This is a genomic window from Methanosarcina sp. MTP4 (assembly GCF_000970045.1).
Lineage (GTDB): Archaea > Halobacteriota > Methanosarcinia > Methanosarcinales > Methanosarcinaceae > MTP4.
On the sequence record NZ_CP009505.1, the window covers coordinates 2,870,423 to 2,887,877 of the forward strand.

Consider the following 17,455-nt stretch of genomic DNA (forward strand, 5'->3'; position numbering starts at 1 on the left):
AATTTGCCCTGGCAGGGAATTGGAGCAAGAGGGTTTTAAGATGAAGGACATGAAGTTTTCAGAGAATGTACTCAGGATAGACACATCGGGAATCAGGAAGATCTTCGAAGCCGCCGGCTCGGACGCCATAAATCTCGGGCTCGGGCAGCCGGACTTTGACACCCCGGCACATATCAAAGAGGCGGCGATTAAAGCCATAAGCGAAGGTTTTACCGGTTACACCGTGGGCCCGGGAATTCCGGAACTCAGGGAAGCCCTTAGCAGGAAATTCGAAGAGGAAAACGGGTTTTCAGTCTCCCCCCAGGAAATTATTGTCACCTCGGGAGCATCGGAAGCCCTTAGTATTGCCCTTGCCGCCCTCCTGAACCCGGGGGACGAAGTTCTGATCTCGAATCCCGGTTTCGTTTCCTACAATGCCCTTGTCGAAATCCTGAACGGCAAGACAATAAGCGTGCCCCTCTCGGAAGACCTCACCATGAAACCCGAAAGCGTTCTCGAGAAGATCACCCCGAAGACCAGGGCCCTGATCCTGAATTCCCCCTCGAACCCCACCGGAGCCGTGACGAGCAAAGCCGACATCAAAGCTCTTGCCGAAATTGCCGACGACCATAACATCACCATCATCTCCGATGAGGTCTACGAGTACTTCATCTACGAAGGGGAACACGTAAGTCCTGCCAGCTACTCGGACAACGTCATCACCGTGAACGCCACCTCCAAGAGCTATGCCATGACCGGCTGGAGACTCGGCTATGTGGCAGCCAGGAAGGAGTACACGGACCAGATGCTCAAAGTCCACCAGTACATCCAGGCCTGCGCCAACTCGGTCGCCCAGAAAGCCGCCTATGCCGCTGTTGCCGGCCCGAAAGACTCGGTAAACACCATGCGCGAAGAATTCAGAAAACGCAGGGATGTGCTGGTAAAGGGCCTCAACGACCTTGGAATGGAATGCCCTACCCCCAAAGGGGCTTTCTACGCCTTCCCGAAAGTCCAAAACTCTGAGGAAGTTGCTTCCAGGTTCATCTCGAACGGCGTGGTCGTCGTCCCGGGAACGGCTTTTGGAAGCGGAGGCGACAGTTACATAAGGCTTTCCTATGCAGCTTCCATGGAAAATATAGAAAAGGCACTCGGCATCATGGAAAAAGTGCTTTAAAAACCCTTAAGTTCAAAGCAGGGGATTAAAACCTTCTCTCCCCTCCTTTTAAGCATTATTTTTTCACTTTTATCGTTTATATCACTTTTATCACTTTTATCACTTTTATCACTTTTATCACTTTTATCACTTTTTTCCTCACGCTTTTCAATTTAAAAAAAGTTAAATCTAGATACCCCGAATAGTACACCATGAAAAGCAGCGAACTCTTTGCTGTTTTTACGGCAGCTGTTCTCGTCATTATCATATTATGGAACATCTTTCCAGTCCATACTTTTTTGGGACAGGGAGAAGAAGAGGCCGTTCCGGACCTGAAAGTCAGTGCTTCCCGGGCAATTCAAACGGTTGTCAACGACTCCAATGCATCCGCGTACCTCTCGGAGAACTTCAGGGTTCCGGAATGGAGGGTTGTCAGAACCACCCTCATCTGCCACAGCACATACGACGTGAACGGGACTGCAACCCAGGAGGGAGAAGATGTCTGGAAAGTCGAGATGATGGAAAGGAACTGCGCCTGCGCAGGGGTGAACAGCCTCTACGTAATCGAAGGCTACGTGTCCGCAGACACGGGTGAACTCCTGGATGTATCCACAAAAATCTCCTCGGAAAGCGGCTATGAAAAAGCGACCTGCTCCTCAACGGCATGCCATTGATATGAAACCGGGGCTGAAAATATACCTCTTATTACTGTTCGGCCTTCTGTCCTTTAGCCCTGCGCCCGCTTCTGCTGCAGAAAACGGGACAGTTTCAGTGGAGTATTTCTATGAAGAAGGTTGCCTGAAGTGTCAGCAGGCCCTGCCTGTGGTAGGCCAGGTCGTTAAGAGCTACCCTAACGTCGATTTTTCTATTTACGAAATAATGAGTTCCTATACCCGCATGAAAGAATACGGGATAACTACCGTCCCCACCATCGTCGTCAACCGCAGTACGGTAATCACTTACCGGGACTACGAAGGAAACGAGACAATTCTCAAAGCCCTGCTTGAGGAGGCAATCGAAACCTCCACTCTTCCGCCCCTTCCTGCAGGCGAGCCTCCTGCAGGAGAAAGTCCGGATTATAATAATGAGACTAACAATGAAACCCCGGAGGAGCTGAACGGGGGGATAATGAATCCCTTCTTTATCCTTGCCGCAGGCATCCTTGCAGGTTTCAACCCCTGTCTCCTTGCCGTAATGGCTTTTCTGGCCTCGATCACCCTTTCCCAGCAAGGAGGAAAAGGGGAGATGCTCAAGATCACAGCCGGCTTTTCTGCCGGGATCTTTGTAATGTATATGGTTGCCGGGATTAGCATCCTCGGCACGGTCAGTTTCATCCCGAGAATCAGGGAGACTGTCACGACTTTCCTGGCACTGATGACCGGGATTGTCGGGCTCTGGCATATCTACGATGCATACAGGCTCAAAGTGGACGCAAAATCAACCTTCAGGACCCCGAAAGCCCTGAAAAGTTTCATGGAAAGGATCGGGGAAAAGAACCTCCTGCTCCTTTCTTTCCTGGCCGGAGGAATGTTTTCGCTGGTTAAAGCCCCCTGCGTGGGAGCAATCTACCTCTCCATCCTGAACATGCTGGTCACGAAAACCGGCGTGCTCGAAGGAGCATTCTACCTTGCCATCTACAACCTTGGCCTGGTGCTCCCGGTAATTGGCCTGGGAATACTGCTAACCATCGGCATGAGCCCGGAAACAGTCACGGAATTCAGGGAAAAAAGGAGAGTCGAAATCAGGCTGGTGACAGGGCTTATCCTTATTGCCCTGGCCCTGCTAATGCAGTTCAGGATACTCTGAACAGCCACAAGAATATCTAATATGGGATTCCAGCTAAAATGGGATCTCAGCTAAAATCAGATTCCAGCTAAAATAGGGTTTCAGCCGAAATAAGTCCTGAATGAAGCAGCTTATAGCTAAAAGAAATTCCAAAACTAAATACAGGTCAAATAAGGAATCAAAGAATGGATCCCTCATCGGACTCTTCTTCAGACTCTTCTAAAGATTGAAGACGCTTTTCTTCAATCATTCCGACCAGTCTTTCAACCACCTCTTCAATCCCTTCCCCTGTAATGGCGGAGATGTTCATTTCGACTTCTTCAAGCTTCTGGAATTCCGGCCTGTCCGCCTTATTTGAAACTACCAGTACGGGGAGGTCAAAGTTTTCCTTAATTTCTTCAAGGAGATGCCTCTGGTCTTTGATCTCGTACCCGCAGCTTTCACTAGGGTCCATGATGAACATGACAACTGCATCCAGGTAGCTGATTGCAGTAATTGCCTGGCGTTCGATGTCGTTTCGCTCGGACATTGGCCGGTCCAGGAGACCCGGAGTGTCCATGACCTGGTAGCGGACTCCTTCCCGCGTGAAGTGCCCTATGCTGACCCCTTTTGTGGTGAAGGGATAGGAAGCGACTTCCGGGGTTGCCCCGGTAACTTTCGAAACAAAACTGGACTTTCCTACGTTCGGGTAGCCTGCAACCACGAGTGTGGGCTCGTCCTGGACTTCAGGAAGCTTCCTCAGGATGTTTCTCGCCTTGTTCAGGAAGAGGAGGTCCTTGTTAATGGACTTGATAATCGAAGCCAGCCTCCCGAAAGCTTCTTTCCGGACAGTGTCGGGATTGTCGGCAACCCTTATCTTCCCGACATAAGACCTGGCAAGCCCGTGGATTTTCTGGCTGGCCCACTCTACGGAACCCAGGGACATCCTGAGCTGGTCCACCCCTACCAGGATATCCGTGATTTCGTAATAGAAACGGGGAAGGTTTTCAAAAGTCGGGAAACGCCGGACAATATTTGCGAGGTTATCGGACAAAATGTTTGCTGCTGTCAGCAGCATGGATTCATTTGCACTGATTCGGCTATCTCTGCCGTCAATGGTTTTCCCGGACATTGCCCTGGAAGCCCTTCTGAAGGATTTATTGATTAATTCCTCGGAAGTGGGAACTGTGTGAATTTTCTCGAATATCATACTTTTCAGACTCTTTAATAGACGCTCTTCTACTGGCTTCTTGCGGAAAAACCCTTTTCAGGGCCGTTCAAAGGCTCAAAAACTTAAAAGTTCAATATCTTAAAGGCACCATGGCTTAAAGCCCCTATGGCTTAAAGCCCCTATGACTGAATACTTCTTCAGGCTGTCCTGACCCCGGTAAAATTTACTTATGAAGGTTTTTCCGGGCTTTTACGTGTGCCGGAAGAAACTACCCGATAAACCATACATAAAGATTAGGCTGTTACTTGCCGCAGCATCAGAAGGTTCAGGCAGAAGACCCGGGCACAAACTACCAACATCTTGACCATTCTTAATCTGTGGCGACAAACCAATGAACGTTTAATGACATTACCGCCATTTTTTATATATTTGTAATTACAAATTGAAGCAACAAACTGTAGATATAGCCCGTAATCTGTTGAATACTCAAAGCAGGACCGGACTCTTTTTATATTTGTAATTGTAATTTGTAATAGGAATTTATAATAATTAATTATGGCAAATCGTCATGTTGCATATTATTATCGGTGTATATAGCGCTATACATCAATAGAATACATGTATATGAAATTGATGGTGGTTGTATGGAACTCACACCTATTCAAAAAGATATTATAATTGCATTACTCAATCTCCAGCGGCAGAAAGACCGGGCGATCAAAGGGGAAGAAATCGCCGAGGTCATACAGCGCAACCCGGGGACCATCCGCAACCAGATGCAGCTTTTAAAAGCCTTAGGTCTGGTAGAAGGGGTACCCGGACCGAAAGGAGGGTACAAACCCATGGGAGCAGCATACGGTGCCCTGAGGATCCAGCAGTTGAAACATGAATCCGTAGTCCCGATCTACAAAAACAACGTTATTGTTAACGGGGCGACTGCTGCCGAGATCAGCTTTACGACAGTCCGCAGCCCGGACATGTGCAATGGGATAATTCGGGTACTCGGGAACACCAAGGACTTCATACTCGACGACAAGATCCAGGTAGGGCCGACTCCTGTAAACCGGCTGATCATCCGGGGGGAAGTTACAGGGAGAGATGATACTAACAATTCCATTCTTTTCAACATCAACGAAATGATCTCCCTTCCGAAAAAGCAGGTCAAACACTACATGAAATACCCGCCCATGCTCGTGAACGTGAACGCCAGCATCCAGGAAGCAACCAGGCTTTTTATCCGCAACAACGTCCACGGTGCCCCGGTTGATGACAAAGGGAAAATCGTCGGGATTGTAACATACACCGACATCGCCCATGCCATTGCCCAGGGCAAACTCAACATAAAAATAAAGGACATCATGACAAAAGAGCTGATCACCGTAGACGGGGACATGCAGCTCTACGACGTCGTGAAACTCTTCCACAAATACAACGTAGGAAGACTGGTTGTCACCATAAACGGGGTACCCAAAGGAACCCTCTCAAAAACCGACGTGCTTAACGAACTCGCAGTTTATTGAAAAGTACAGTAATGAAAAAAAAGTAGGAAATTTTGCAGGAGAAATCTCCGGCCCGAAGGTATCCGGAATCAGTATATCCGGTAATAGATTGGGGCCGTGAGCCCTTAACTCAATTCCTCTTTTCAATTCCTCTTTTCAATCCCTTTTCATACTTTCATGGCGGGCGCTAAGCTCGGCTGCAATTTCATCCAGAGTGATGTCATTTGCCGCAAGCATCACCAGAAGATGGAAAATCAGGTCTGAAGTTTCCGAAACGATCTCTTCATGGTCATTATTTCGAACCGCCAGGATCGTTTCAATGGACTCCTCCCCTACTTTTTCAAGGATTTTGTTCATACCCTTGCGGTGGTTCAAAAGTTTACAGACGTATGAACATTCGTCATAGTTCATTTTTCGGTCCAGGATAATATCATACACTCTGTTTAAAATGGATAAGTCGGCATCCAGCATTCTAACACCTGTTCAAGAATTGTAAAAACATCGATAATTGGAAATTAATGGAAATTAACTGAAATTAACTGAAATTAACTGAAATTAACTGAAATTAACTGAAATTAACTGAAATTAACTGAAACTAACTGAAATTAACTGAAACTAACTGAAATTAACTGAAATTAACTGAAATTAACTGAAACTAACTGAAACTAACTGAAACTAACTGAAACTAACTGAAACTAACTGAAACTAACTGAAATTAACTGAAATTAACTGAAATTAACTGAAATTAACTGAAATTAACTGAAATTAACTGAAATTAACTGAAATTAACTGAAATTAACTGAAATTAACTGAAATTAACTGAAACTAATGGAAATGGAAATTAAATGGGAATTGATTGAAAACAAATGAGTGAGAAAGGTTTTCAGACCTTTCTCGGGTCGGTAATTTCTCCGGTAAGGGCGGATGCTCCCGCTGTTGCCGGGGAACATAGATATACGAAGGATTCGGCACTTCCTTCCCTGCCCTTGAAGTTGCGGTTGGAGGTTGCCAGCCCCACTTCTCCAGCACCGAGGAGGCCGAAAGAGCCACCCATACAGGGTCCACAACAGGGGGATTCAACGATTGCCCCGGCTTCCATGAGCTTTTCGATGTAGCCGGCTTTCATCAGTTTCATGTATTCGGTCCTTGAAGCCGGGACTACCAGAAGACGCAGTCCCTTTGCCACGGGCTCGTCTCCCATGATATCAGCCAGAATCTTGATGTCCTCAAACCTACCGTTCGTGCAGGAGCCCATGAAAATCTGGTCGACTTTCGTACCCTCGACTTCGGAAACGGGCTTTACGTTGTCCACGTTGTGAGGGCAGGCAACCTGGGGTTCCAGGTCCGAGATGTCGTAATGCCTTACATCGAAGTACGCGGCATCCTCGTCAGACTTCCAGTACGGGTCAAACTCGTAGTCTGGAATGCGCTCTTTCAGATATGCGGCTGTTACCTCGTCCGCCTCGATGATGCCTGCCTTTCCGCCCATCTCGATTGCCATGTTGGACATGGTCATACGCTCGGGGATGGAAAGGGAACGGACGGCGGGACCTCCGAATTCGGCAGCCATATACCTGACTCCTTCTACTCCGACGTCCCCGATAAGGTGGAGGATAAGGTCCTTGGAATAAACACGCTCAGGCAACTTTCCTTTGATATCAAAGCGGAAGGTTTCAGGTACCCTGAACCAGAGTTTCCCCGTGGCAAAGACGGCTGCCATGTCGGTTGAGCCTATGCCGGTAGAAAACGCCCCTAAAGACCCGTAAGCACAGGTGTGAGAGTCCGATCCCACGATAAGGTCTCCAGGCATCACGTGCCCTTTTTCGGGCAGGACCTGGTGGCAGACCCCTTCATAAACGTCATAATTTAAAATGCCCTGCTCTTCCGCGAACTTCCTTAACATGATATGGTTCTGCGCGGCGTGGATGGAATCCGCAGGGACCTGGTGGTCAAATACGATTACAATCTTGCTGGGGTCCCAGACTGTTTTCTCTTCCTGGCCATTCATAATCTCGTAAAAGCCCTGGATCGCCAGCGGACCTGTAATGTCATGCGTCATTGCCAGGTCTATATTTGCCAGTACAAAATCCCCGGCCTTTACGGATTTCCCGGAGGCTTTCGAAAATATCTTCTCCGAAACAGTCATCGGACGTTCATCACTACCAGACATCCCGGTCATGGGGAATACTACGCTTTATAATAAATAAATTTAATTGATGGTTCGGAGATGGACTGTGAAGAGAAACGTTGTACAGAAGTGCCCGGAAATGTCCGAAAAAGCACAAATAAAGAAGATAAAAAGGGGAATAAAAGGAGATAATAGGGAGAAAAGAGGAAGAGAAGGGAAGAAAAGAGAGATAGAAATAAAATGAGAAGTAAGAGAAAGCGCAATCACATAGAAAGTTCAATCATATTCCGGAATTTTCCAGGGGATCTTTGAAACCCCGCTGCTGTCATGGACAATAAAGGCAAAAGCACCTTTTGCCGCATTTTTCTTTGCGAGTTCCAGGCCGCCACCATCTTTTTCGAAATTTTCAAACTTTTCGTACACAGCAAGCATGTCTTCAAGTTCGGCAAGGTATCTGGAAAGCAGGTCCTCAGCCAGTTTCAGGCTCTCTTCCCTGGATATTGGGCATCCCAGCCCTTCACATTCACAGGTATAAAGCTTCAGGTCTTCCATGTAAAAAGGGTAAGTCCTGCAGAGCATCGGGCGCACTGGGTAGATCCTGCACCTGTTTGCCCCCTGCTCCAGAAAAACACAGTCCCCGTTCCTTTTTCGCCTGAGCATCCAGCCAAAGGCATGGATATTGCCTTCGGAGTCGACGTCCTCTTCCAGTAGTTCCAGGAACTGCAGGGAATTCCCACCTGTATCACCAGAGATGCCCCCACATTTATCACGTCCTGCGGACTCTTGTTCCGCAAACTCCTGTCCTGCAGATTTTTCTGCCTCTTCGCCCTCGTAAACACCATCTTCAGAGGCACCTTTAACTTCATCAACCTCAGACCCGGATTCAAAAACGTCCGGGATAAGGGGGCCTGCAATTTCGAGCTTTGACAGCCCGCTGTACTCCCGAATTTCCCCTATTTCCCGGGGAATTACCAGGACACGGTTGTCCCCGAAAGCCCTTCTGCAGCACTTCCCGCACTGGCGGCAGGAAAAGCCTGTTTTTTCAATTTCGGCTGCAAGTTTTTCAGGGTCAAGCCTGCGGGCTGCCTCGATTTCTTTTTTGAGGCCGGAAATCAAAAGGAGCTGGAACTTTGTTTTCCCGGAATTTTGTTTGGATTTTTGCCCGCTGTCTGAACTGGAACCTTTCATACTGCACCTCACAGATATTGCACTTCACAGTACCCTGCTGCTACATCAAATTAACGCAGGAATTGTTATGCGAAAAAACGGCACAAAATTTCACAGTAAATTCAGAAGAAAATAACCGGGAAGACCACCCGGAAAAAACCCTCGCCTTTCCAGCAATCAACGCAGACCAAAAATTCATCAGTAAGCTTTATATCCAGAACCCAATTTAAACTCTAATTTATATGTGGCAGACATTACTCAAAAAATTTGAAAAATACCCGGCTCAGGCAAAGGTGCTTAAACTCTTATTCGAACGCGGCTTCCAGGTAAATGAAGAAGGCAAAGTAACTTCCGGAAGTATCGAGATAGCGCACACCCAGCTTGCAAAAGAAGCAGGAGTTGACCGGAGAGTGGTTGACGCAACCACAAAAACCATCGTCTCGGACAAACTGCTCAGCACTATTTTCAAAAACGTCCATTCCATTCCCTTCTTAAGAGACGTTGCTCCCTCTCTGGACCTCGGAGTCATCATAATCATCCCCGAAGACGCCGCACATGTGGGCATACTTGCAGAAGTTGCAACTCTCATCTCAAGACACGAAGTGAGCATCCGCCAGGCAGTCTCCGACGACCCCTACCTGACCGACAACCCCCGGCTAACCATCATCACCGACCAGAAAGTCCCCGGCGATCTCGTGGACGATATCCTGAAACTCCCCAGCGTGAAGGGTGTAAGCATTTACTGAAAAGTTCTAAAAAAATTAAAAGGAAAACAGGAAGAAAAAAGGAAAACAGGAAGAAAAAGGAAAACAGGAAGAAAAAGGAAAAAAGAAAGCGGGACAGGAAAACCCCGCGTTTCATATTGTTTTTCCCTAATCAAAATATTTTTACGGACAGGATCTGAGAAAAGCTTAAGGTCTGTGTGGCAGAAACTCAGATGAGTGTTGCCCATCCATTATTATAGGCATTATAGTAGCCATTGTAGCATTCATTGTCAAGCCAATAGCTCCCCTGCACGGTTCCAAAAAACCCTGCAACTTTGTATTCAGCGTTTTCGTACCCTTTCACCTGATGTCCGGGAATAATGAATATGTCATCGTCCTGGTGGGCATTTGCTACCACCGCACCGTTCGGAAGCTCCCAGAGCCGTACATGATAGCCCCCAAGCACCCTGTACTTGCTGTCGGCCATACCGTCCCCACGTACCCAGCTTCCGTCAGGGTATGAGAGGTAGTGAGTGTATTCCGAGGGGTTGTCAACCCATCTTTGCCGCAGGATTACGCTTTTCACTGTTTTCAGGTTACTCTGTTCCCAGACAAGGTTCACCGGGTCTTCGAGTTCATAGAACCACAGGACTTTTGACCATGTCCACTGAGAATAAGAGACAGAAGCAGAGTCACAAACCGGGGCAGAAGCAGAGTCACAAGCCAGCCACCATTCATATGGGTCATCGGCAGTTGTCAGGACCACGGATTTCTCGGACAGGACCTCTTTTCGGTCTCCCGGATACATCGCAAAAGGACCTGCCTGTGTATTGACAGTTACCTGCTTTCCCGAAGGGGCGGTAAAAGATTTTGTTTTTGTTAATTTATCAACTTTGAATTTCTGTTTAAGTTTCTCTCCGGAATAAGTCTCGGTAATTTCGAACTTCCCGTCTTTTTTGTATTTGTAAACCGTTGCCACCTCTACTTCCACGGTGTGAGCTTGCTTCCATTCTTCCCAGGAGGAAGAATCAACGGGCTTTTCTCCACTGTCTTCATTCCAGGGAGATTTGTTCTCCTGAGCAGCTCCTGCCGCCGGAACCAGCCCCATTCCTAAAAACAGCATCATAACGACTAAGCTGATTAAAACCAATTTTTTGCAGATATTCAACTATTCCCCTCCAATAATTTCCTGAACACCAGAAACAATTATCGCATACAAAAACAAACGTGATCCGTATATATTTATTTGAGAAACACAATGCCAGTATAGTTACAAAGTAATATTAGAAACAAAAAAGTGATATGGGAAACAAAACTTCACATATTTTAAGATCCGAAGCTGCGAGTTTAAAGACAGTTTCCTGGAATTCGGGACAAAACTTTAGGATAAGAGTATTCCTGCCGATGGTGCAGGGGAAAGCCGGAAAAAAGCCCTTGGGAAGGGATTGAAAAATTCCAGGGGGAAAATATCCATGTTCAGGGTTTTTTATAATTTAAAGCGTCAATAGACCCTGATTAATAAAAATAACTTCGAACAGGCCTGCAGTTAAAGCCACCTATAAATAATAACAGTGTATATTTTCTAATATGTCCCGAGTAAGCATTTTTCCCTGCTTATTCGGAATTTTGAAAAAAATTAAAAGAACATTTCATTTCCAATCCTTACAGAACAAAGGGGGATTTTGCATAAAGAAAATTCTTATCATTTGCTTAATTTTGCTGGCAGCAGTACAGGTGGGCGCTGCCAGTTCCAGCTCCGAGTACTTAAAAATTACTACGGATGTGAACAACGGATATGCAATTACCACAGTTGAGGAAAAGCTTAACAACCCGACAGATACGGCGATAAACGACGAATTCAGTTTCCTGATCCCGGAAGAGGCTTTCATCTCTGGTTTTTCCCTGATCGTTGACGGGAAAGAATACAGGGCCAAAGTCCTTCCTGAAGAGGAAGCCTCCGAGAAATACGAAACTGCGGCATCTGAAGGGAGGACAGCCGGACTCCTGGAAACGAAAGAAGAAAACCTTTTTTCCTATGTCCTCAGCTTCGAACCCGGCCAGAGCATTACCGTGAAACTGAGCTATGAACAGGCGCTTAAGAAAACGCTCGGTGAGTACGAACTGGTGCAGCTCCTGGAAAGCAATCATCCGGTTAACAACCTCTCGGTAAACGTAAACGTAAATGCTGCAAACCAGCTCACCCGCCTGGAAGCCCCGGACTTCCCCGGAGCCGAAGTTGAGTACCTTTCTGCAAACAGCGGACAGGTGAGATATAAGGCAAACTCGCTGTCTTCCTCGGAACTCAGGGTAATTTTCGAAACGGCAAACCCACCCCTGAACGGGAACATGCTCTTTTACGAAAACGGGGGTAAGGGATACATGATGCACATTTTTTCCCCGAGTGAAGAGGATATGGGGACTTCGGCCATGAGCAAGGAAATAATCTTTGTGCTTGACAAATCAGGCTCGATGCAGGGCTACAAAATGGAGCAGGTAAAGGAAGTGTTCGGAGACATAATTGAGGACCTGCCTCCCGGAGACCGCTTTAACATAATCTCCTTCGACGGGTACGTCCGGAGCTATTCCGAAAGCCTCATGGAAGCAAGCTCCGAGGAAAAAGCCGGAGCCCTGGACTTTGTAAACAGCCTCAATGCAAGAGGCGGCACGAACATCAATGAAGCCCTCCTTACCGCCCTCGGGATGTTCGACCCTGCAAGTGAAAGGGTGCCTATCATCGTCTTCCTGACCGACGGGGAACCCACGGAAGGGGTTACCTCCCCTTACGCAATCCGACAGAACATCCAGGGTGTCAACGAGGCACAGGTCTCGGTCTTCTCCATCGCCTTCGGGATCGATTCCGAAAGCAATTACCAGTTCCTCAGAGCCATGAGCCTTGAGAATTACGGGACCGCAGAGTGGTTTTCCCCTGAAGATAACGCAGCCGAAGAAATAGGCGGCTTCTACGAAACAATTTCAACGCCCCTGATCACGGACATGGAATTTTCCTACGGCGAAGGAGTCTCGGAAATCGTAAACACCGGGGTAAAGAACCTCTTTGCAGGCTCTGATGCCATTATCCTCGGCAAATACCCCTCTGAAACCGGCAGAGTCCTTACGGATGTCACGGCAACTACCAGGACGGGAGACAGGGATTTCTCAGAAGAGTTCGAGGTAGACCCGGCAGAGGTAAACTCTTTTATTCCACGCCTCTGGGCCTACACCACCATCGAAACCCTGATGGACAGGATCGAGGTCGAAGGGGAAACCGAAGAGCTTGTGTCCGAAGTCACGGCACTTGCCCTGGAATTCGGATTCGTGACTCCCTATACCTCCCTCTTCGTGGAACTGCCTGAACCGGCCCCGGAAGAGGACAAAAGCGAAGACTCTGAGGCAGCAGAAGAAGCAATGGAAATGCCTGCAGAAGAAGTAGAGGAAGCCGGGGGAGAATGGGACGAAGAGGAAGTTGTAGAAGAAGAAGATGAAATGGCCGAATCTTACCCGGCACAGCCAAAGCCTGGCGCAGGCTCATCCTACGACAGGAACACGGCGTATGAAGAAGCAGAAGATGTTGAAGAGCTTGATGAAGAGGAACCAACCCCCGGTTTCGGATTGCTTTCAACCCTTATGGGAGTGCTAGGAATCGGCTTTTTACTGCAGAGAAGACAGGGATGAGAAGGTAGGAATTAAGAAAAAGACAAAACCACCGTTACCTGCGGAAAATTGAAGGGGTAAAACCCCTTCCCATACATCTTTTTAAGATAAAGAGAAGAAATAAAGAGATAAGTAAGAGCAGAAGTAAGAGCAGAAGTAAGAGCAGAAGTAAGAGAAAAGAATGCGCTCCCGTCAAGATGAAAATGGCTACATCTTTGATTAACGTGCAGAAAGTGGACGGGAGCACACGCAATAGAGAAGATACTTTGTAATTATTTAATCCAGCTGATTCAGCTAATGCTTATTAGCACCCTGGGTAAAAGAAAAAGGATAATAAGAACCTATAAGCAAAAAGTAAGGTTCGTTACCCGAATAAATTAGTTTAAATCACTGCATAACGTTTTTATTTTTGATGCTTCCGCCAAAACTATCCTACAGCAGATGTTTCCAGAGATAAGTAGCTCGCTTATCTGGCGGGAGCAAATCTCCGGGAAACCGGTCGCTTCCTTTGCTGAAAGGAAAAAGGGAAAGGAAACAAAGAAAAGGATTATTTGAAGCTCTCAGAATTTAGGTTCGGTTTCAATTATTCGGCTTAAATTCCGAATTGTCCGGTCCGTATTTTTGTGCAGTACCCCGATTCCCCCGGCGTCCTCCCATTCACTGATATTTTTGAAGTTATCATCGATAAGTACCCTGGTGGGGCCGGAATGAAGGGCTTTTTCCGTCCTCTGGCAAAGAATAGCTTTTTTTGCATAAGCTTCCCCGAGTTCTCTCCTGAGCCATTCTATTTTTCCGGCCCTGGCGTTTGCCAGAGCTTCTCTTCTTTCCGGAAAGGGGAGAGCCGAGAGGATTGAAAGAGGTAAATTCGAAGCGTTCAGGTGAGCGTAAAGCTCCCTTCCCCCCGGTATCCAGGACATGTCGGACCAGAAACTAATCCCCGCATCTGTTAACCTTTTCCAGAAACGGTCTTTATCACACATGTACCAGGTCATCATATTCGGCTCAATTTCTTCGCAAGCCCCGTTGAAGTCCGTGAGTACCCCGTCCATATCAAGGAATATTTTTAGGCCCGGGGTTTCCGGAGCCCGGAACCGTACGGAGGATAAATCGGGAATTGTATTCCGGAATCCTCCTTTACTGCATTGGTCGATGGAAATAGTATCACAACCACATGGTGATTTTCTTGATTAGCATATTTCTTATTGAATGCATAAAAAAGCCAGTATAAAAAAATATACATTGTAAGTAAAAGAGAAGAGTTTGTGAATGGATGGAGACAAAACACTGAAGCGAAAGTTTACCTCAAGCATTTCATTCAGGGGATGCAGGATAAAAAATGAAAAGAAAATGAAAAAGAGATCAAAAGAGGTTGATTCAGCTTTCAGTTAAGTCATCTCTTACCAGTACAAGGGTCTTTGCAAGCATATCATGTATACCCTGTCTTTTTTCGTTGAAGATTATTGGCAGGAAACCGGCGCCTAAAGGCAGAGCAGCCAGGATCTTAGCAACAAACCTCTTTGTGGCCCGGTCAAAAGAAATCCTGTTCCCCTCAAGATCGGTTACAATGATGTTCATTGCCTGCTTGCCCACGGTCCCCTGCCGAGACGAACTTTCCTGATAGGCAAAGTAGTTCCAGGAGACGAGTATCACCAAAATGTAAAAGAAAGGCCCCCCCAGCACACCTCCTTCCCTCATGCCCGAGATGAACTGGAAGAAAGCCACCAGGACTATGATTATGAACAAATCGATGATTGAGGCGATGAACCTCCTCAGAAAGCCGGAATAATTATGCATGGATTTTCCTCATGAATTCTTTAATGAATTCCTTTCACGGATTCTTTTCATGGATTTTCTTCGTGGATTCCTTTCATTAATCTCACTCTAAGATATTTCAAACATTAGACGGCGATAAATAATAAAATTACCCATTATTGAAAAAGCGGCTACTTTAAATAAGGGCCACTAAAAGATGTGAAATCATTCTGCAACTTAAGTTCAAAACGATTCAAACCTTAAACAATTCTTAAATAATTCTCACTTCATAATAAACGGCAAGAAAAAAAGAGAAGAAAAAAGAGGCTCTCCATGAAAAAGTACCTTCTACTCCCCGCAATTCTCATGATTATCTGCATCGTTACAGCCTTTTCCGGCTGCACGGAATCCGGTGAAAACGGCCCAGCCGAATTCAACGAAACTTCTGAGGAAGAAAGCCAGCAGATCGCCGAAGCCTATGTAAAAAACCTGGATTCTTACATAGAGTATCACCTGACAGAACCGGTACTTCTAGAAAGCATGACCCTGCGATCTCCATACTCCTGGCAGTTCGTCTACGAATTCGACCTGGTATCTGAAAAAGATCCTGAAGTAATCGATACTGCCACAGTAACAGTCACGGTTATCGAAGGAGAAGTAGTGGATTCGGTCTATGCACAGGGCAGCAGGTACAAACTGGGAATGCCCACAGGTTCCATGGGTGTGGATTCCCTTCTGAAAAAACCGTTTTACGGTGCGGAAATCTTCGTATACGGCACGGTTTCGGATCTTGAAAAAGAGCCGGCAGCCTCATTTAAGCTGAACTGGGAAGGAGCTGTCCTGGACGTGGAAACGGTAGTAGCGGCTTCGGGCATTGAAGACATAGAAAACGGGGACTGGGTCATCGTTACAGGGAGCTTGAAAGCCGAAAAAGAAGACGGAAATGAAAATGAAACCGAAGGCGGCAAGAAACATGTCCTTCTCGCAAAAATGGTCCAGACCGAAGACCTTTCAGAGGACGAGATCTTCAGCAGCGAGATGGTCCAGGTGAACGAAGAAGCGATAGTCGTCCATGAAATTCCCGGAAACGCGACCGCCCAGAGCTACCGCGTCAGGTACGAAATATGGGAAGATTACCTGAAAGTGGCGGCAGCAGAAGAAATTTTTGAAAACATTTCCCCGGAAAATCCCATCGAACTCAGGGTCGATGATGTAAAAGTCGGGAGCACGTACACCATCCGGGCCTTAATAAGGAATATGGAAGGAAAGATCCTTTCCGATGCCGAGCATGTGGGAGGTTTCGGGGAAGAAAAAGTTGGTCAGGATTGAAATATAGAGATAAAAGAACCCCGGAAATGCCAGCATGAAAAACCTGAAACTCTACCGCAGCTTTGTTCTTGCATTGCTAGTAACTTCAGTACTCCTGTACGGCGTAGAGTACCTTATGCTCGGGGACTCGGGGACTATCCTTACGGCGTTCATAGGCAACCTGGCATTCCTCCCGATAAACGTCCTCCTGGTCTCGATAATTATCCACCGGCTGATCAACGATATGGAAAGGAAAAACCGTATCGAGAAGCTGAACATGGTCATCGGAACTTTTTTCAGTCAGACTGGGACCCGGCTGTTAGGGTACTTTTCCGAGGCAGATCCGGAAATTGAAGAGATCAGAAAGTACCTTCTCGTGAAAAAGGACTGGGAAAAGAAGGATTTTACCGACGTGAACCGGAGGCTGAAAAATTATGAATACGCCATCACAGCCGGTCTCCTGGACCTGGAAGACCTCAGGGACTTTCTTGAACAGAGGAACACTTCCCTGCTTCGCCTGCTCGAAAACCCGGTAATGCTCGAGCACGAGACCTTTACCGAGCTCCTGAGAGCCGTCTTCCACCTGACCGAGGAACTGCTGAACCGGGAAGACCTGGACGAGCTTCCCCCGAGCGACCTTGAACACCTAGAAGGGGACGTAAAAAGGGTATACAGCCTCCTGGTCTACGAGTGGGTAGCTTACATGGAGTACCTGAAGAACAATTATCCGTATCTTTTTTCGCTTTCCATGCGGACGAACCCCTTTGATAGGGAAGCTTCCCCTGTGGTGAAATGACTGAAGGCATTATGAAGCCCCATTTCATTGAAACCACATTTCCTTAAAATACGATTTTACCGGAACCTTATTCTCCGGACTTATCCTATAGAAATCTAATTCCACTGAAATATTACTCCCCGGTTTTATTCCTTCTTAGCCTTATCCCCGATGAACCTTTTTCTCTCTGGAAGTGAGAGGCACTTCTTCCTTAAAAAAATAAAATATTCTATTTAAGTTTATATTAACTGAAATTTGGGACTAAAACCTGAAAGAAAGTAAATATTTACTACACGTGGTTAATCCTGCAAGTTATATTTTTTACAGGTTTTTAGGCGATTTTTTCGGATTATAAACCCATTAGAAGCTTATTTTTTGAAATAATCTAAAAAAAGTAGCTAAAA

General features: G+C 46.7%; 16 protein-coding genes. 9 read left to right on the forward strand and 7 right to left on the reverse strand.

Annotated elements, in window-relative coordinates; all coding sequences use genetic code 11:
- The first annotated feature begins 40 nt into the window (after window positions 1–40).
- The 3 genes from MSMTP_RS11890 (at window position 41) to MSMTP_RS11900 (ending at window position 2,938) form a co-directional block, all read left to right on the forward strand.
- Complete coding sequence (locus MSMTP_RS11890; protein WP_048179660.1) at window positions 41–1,153, forward strand: pyridoxal phosphate-dependent aminotransferase; 1,113 nt, start codon at window positions 41–43, stop codon at window positions 1,151–1,153.
- Window positions 1,154–1,344: 191 nt separating this feature from the next.
- On the forward strand, window positions 1,345–1,806 hold the full coding sequence (locus MSMTP_RS11895) for a hypothetical protein (RefSeq protein ID WP_048179661.1): 462 nt from the start codon (window positions 1,345–1,347) through the stop codon (window positions 1,804–1,806).
- The gene (locus MSMTP_RS11900; protein ID WP_082090605.1) at window positions 1,769–2,938 is read left to right on the forward strand and encodes a cytochrome c biogenesis protein CcdA; all 1,170 of its coding nucleotides are present in this window, start codon (window positions 1,769–1,771) and stop codon (window positions 2,936–2,938) included. The genes MSMTP_RS11895 and MSMTP_RS11900 overlap by 38 nt, the downstream gene beginning before the upstream one ends.
- A gap of 157 nt (window positions 2,939–3,095) precedes the next feature.
- Here the strand turns inward: MSMTP_RS11900 and MSMTP_RS11905 are convergent, their stop codons facing one another.
- Complete coding sequence (locus MSMTP_RS11905; protein ID WP_048179664.1) at window positions 3,096–4,106, reverse strand: NOG1 family protein; 1,011 nt, start codon at window positions 4,104–4,106, stop codon at window positions 3,096–3,098.
- Window positions 4,107–4,711: 605 nt separating this feature from the next.
- On the opposite strand from MSMTP_RS11905, the gene MSMTP_RS11910 reads away from it, so the two are divergent.
- Window positions 4,712–5,587 carry a CBS domain-containing protein gene (locus MSMTP_RS11910; RefSeq protein WP_048179668.1) on the forward strand — a complete coding sequence of 292 codons (876 nt, stop codon included), beginning with the start codon at window positions 4,712–4,714 and terminating at the stop codon, window positions 5,585–5,587.
- Window positions 5,588–5,722: 135 nt separating this feature from the next.
- Here MSMTP_RS11910 and hisE read toward each other — a convergent pair whose 3' ends face one another.
- Window positions 5,723–6,037, reverse strand: a complete 315-nt coding sequence (gene hisE, locus MSMTP_RS11915; RefSeq protein ID WP_048179671.1) for a phosphoribosyl-ATP diphosphatase — start codon at window positions 6,035–6,037, stop codon at window positions 5,723–5,725.
- Window positions 6,038–6,449: 412 nt separating this feature from the next.
- Window positions 6,450–7,712: a 3-isopropylmalate dehydratase large subunit gene (locus MSMTP_RS11920; protein ID WP_048179674.1), complete on the reverse strand. Its 1,263-nt coding sequence runs from the start codon at window positions 7,710–7,712 to the stop codon at window positions 6,450–6,452.
- 88 nt (window positions 7,713–7,800) lie between these two features.
- Between MSMTP_RS11920 and MSMTP_RS19345 the strand changes: the two genes are divergently transcribed.
- Window positions 7,801–7,938: a hypothetical protein gene (locus MSMTP_RS19345; RefSeq protein WP_156153820.1), complete on the forward strand. Its 138-nt coding sequence runs from the start codon at window positions 7,801–7,803 to the stop codon at window positions 7,936–7,938.
- A gap of 32 nt (window positions 7,939–7,970) precedes the next feature.
- Here the strand turns inward: MSMTP_RS19345 and MSMTP_RS11925 are convergent, their stop codons facing one another.
- Window positions 7,971–8,882, reverse strand: coding sequence for a YkgJ family cysteine cluster protein (locus MSMTP_RS11925; protein WP_048179677.1), 912 nt, complete (start codon window positions 8,880–8,882; stop codon window positions 7,971–7,973).
- A 221-nt stretch (window positions 8,883–9,103) separates the two neighbouring features.
- On the opposite strand from MSMTP_RS11925, the gene MSMTP_RS11930 reads away from it, so the two are divergent.
- A complete protein-coding gene (locus tag MSMTP_RS11930) occupies window positions 9,104–9,607 on the forward strand; it encodes an amino acid-binding protein (RefSeq protein WP_048179680.1) in 504 nt (167 codons plus the stop codon).
- Window positions 9,608–9,794: 187 nt separating this feature from the next.
- Here the strand turns inward: MSMTP_RS11930 and MSMTP_RS11935 are convergent, their stop codons facing one another.
- Window positions 9,795–10,673, reverse strand: coding sequence for a hypothetical protein (locus MSMTP_RS11935; protein ID WP_197076079.1), 879 nt, complete (start codon window positions 10,671–10,673; stop codon window positions 9,795–9,797).
- Between the two features lie 608 nt (window positions 10,674–11,281).
- Here MSMTP_RS11935 and MSMTP_RS11940 point away from each other — a divergent pair.
- Window positions 11,282–13,237 carry a VIT domain-containing protein gene (locus tag MSMTP_RS11940; RefSeq protein ID WP_048179686.1) on the forward strand — a complete coding sequence of 652 codons (1,956 nt, stop codon included), beginning with the start codon at window positions 11,282–11,284 and terminating at the stop codon, window positions 13,235–13,237.
- Window positions 13,238–13,776: 539 nt separating this feature from the next.
- Here MSMTP_RS11940 and MSMTP_RS11945 read toward each other — a convergent pair.
- Together MSMTP_RS11945 and MSMTP_RS11950 are read right to left on the reverse strand one after the other, a co-directional pair.
- A complete protein-coding gene (locus MSMTP_RS11945) occupies window positions 13,777–14,265 on the reverse strand; it encodes a hypothetical protein (protein WP_082090607.1) in 489 nt (162 codons plus the stop codon).
- A gap of 325 nt (window positions 14,266–14,590) precedes the next feature.
- Window positions 14,591–15,010 carry an RDD family protein gene (locus MSMTP_RS11950; RefSeq protein WP_048179695.1) on the reverse strand — a complete coding sequence of 140 codons (420 nt, stop codon included), beginning with the start codon at window positions 15,008–15,010 and terminating at the stop codon, window positions 14,591–14,593.
- A gap of 291 nt (window positions 15,011–15,301) precedes the next feature.
- On the opposite strand from MSMTP_RS11950, the gene MSMTP_RS11955 reads away from it, so the two are divergent.
- The gene (locus tag MSMTP_RS11955; protein WP_048179697.1) at window positions 15,302–16,297 is read left to right on the forward strand and encodes a hypothetical protein; all 996 of its coding nucleotides are present in this window, start codon (window positions 15,302–15,304) and stop codon (window positions 16,295–16,297) included.
- Between the two features lie 34 nt (window positions 16,298–16,331).
- Entirely contained in the window at window positions 16,332–17,072 is a 741-nt protein-coding gene (locus tag MSMTP_RS11960; RefSeq protein WP_048179699.1) for a hypothetical protein, read from the forward strand.
- Window positions 17,073–17,455 lie beyond the last annotated feature (383 nt).

What these genes read in the sequence shown, in the direction of transcription:
- MSMTP_RS11955 (WP_048179697.1), top strand. Translation starts at nt 15,302, where the DNA reads ATGAAAAAGTACCTTCTACTCCCCGCAATTCTCATGATTATCTGCATC.
- MSMTP_RS11935 (WP_197076079.1), bottom strand. Translation starts at nt 10,673, where the DNA reads ATGGGGCTGGTTCCGGCGGCAGGAGCTGCTCAGGAGAACAAATCTCCC.
- MSMTP_RS11925 (WP_048179677.1), bottom strand. Translation starts at nt 8,882, where the DNA reads ATGAAAGGTTCCAGTTCAGACAGCGGGCAAAAATCCAAACAAAATTCC.
- MSMTP_RS11960 (WP_048179699.1), top strand. Translation starts at nt 16,332, where the DNA reads ATGAAAAACCTGAAACTCTACCGCAGCTTTGTTCTTGCATTGCTAGTA.
- MSMTP_RS11945 (WP_082090607.1), bottom strand. Translation starts at nt 14,265, where the DNA reads ATGGACGGGGTACTCACGGACTTCAACGGGGCTTGCGAAGAAATTGAG.
- MSMTP_RS11900 (WP_082090605.1), top strand. Translation starts at nt 1,769, where the DNA reads ATGAAAAAGCGACCTGCTCCTCAACGGCATGCCATTGATATGAAACCG.
- MSMTP_RS11895 (WP_048179661.1), top strand. Translation starts at nt 1,345, where the DNA reads ATGAAAAGCAGCGAACTCTTTGCTGTTTTTACGGCAGCTGTTCTCGTC.
- MSMTP_RS11920 (WP_048179674.1), bottom strand. Translation starts at nt 7,712, where the DNA reads ATGACTGTTTCGGAGAAGATATTTTCGAAAGCCTCCGGGAAATCCGTA.
- MSMTP_RS11950 (WP_048179695.1), bottom strand. Translation starts at nt 15,010, where the DNA reads ATGCATAATTATTCCGGCTTTCTGAGGAGGTTCATCGCCTCAATCATC.
- MSMTP_RS11905 (WP_048179664.1), bottom strand. Translation starts at nt 4,106, where the DNA reads ATGATATTCGAGAAAATTCACACAGTTCCCACTTCCGAGGAATTAATC.
- MSMTP_RS11890 (WP_048179660.1), top strand. Translation starts at nt 41, where the DNA reads ATGAAGGACATGAAGTTTTCAGAGAATGTACTCAGGATAGACACATCG.
- hisE (WP_048179671.1), bottom strand. Translation starts at nt 6,037, where the DNA reads ATGCTGGATGCCGACTTATCCATTTTAAACAGAGTGTATGATATTATC.
- MSMTP_RS11910 (WP_048179668.1), top strand. Translation starts at nt 4,712, where the DNA reads ATGGAACTCACACCTATTCAAAAAGATATTATAATTGCATTACTCAAT.
- MSMTP_RS11930 (WP_048179680.1), top strand. Translation starts at nt 9,104, where the DNA reads ATGTGGCAGACATTACTCAAAAAATTTGAAAAATACCCGGCTCAGGCA.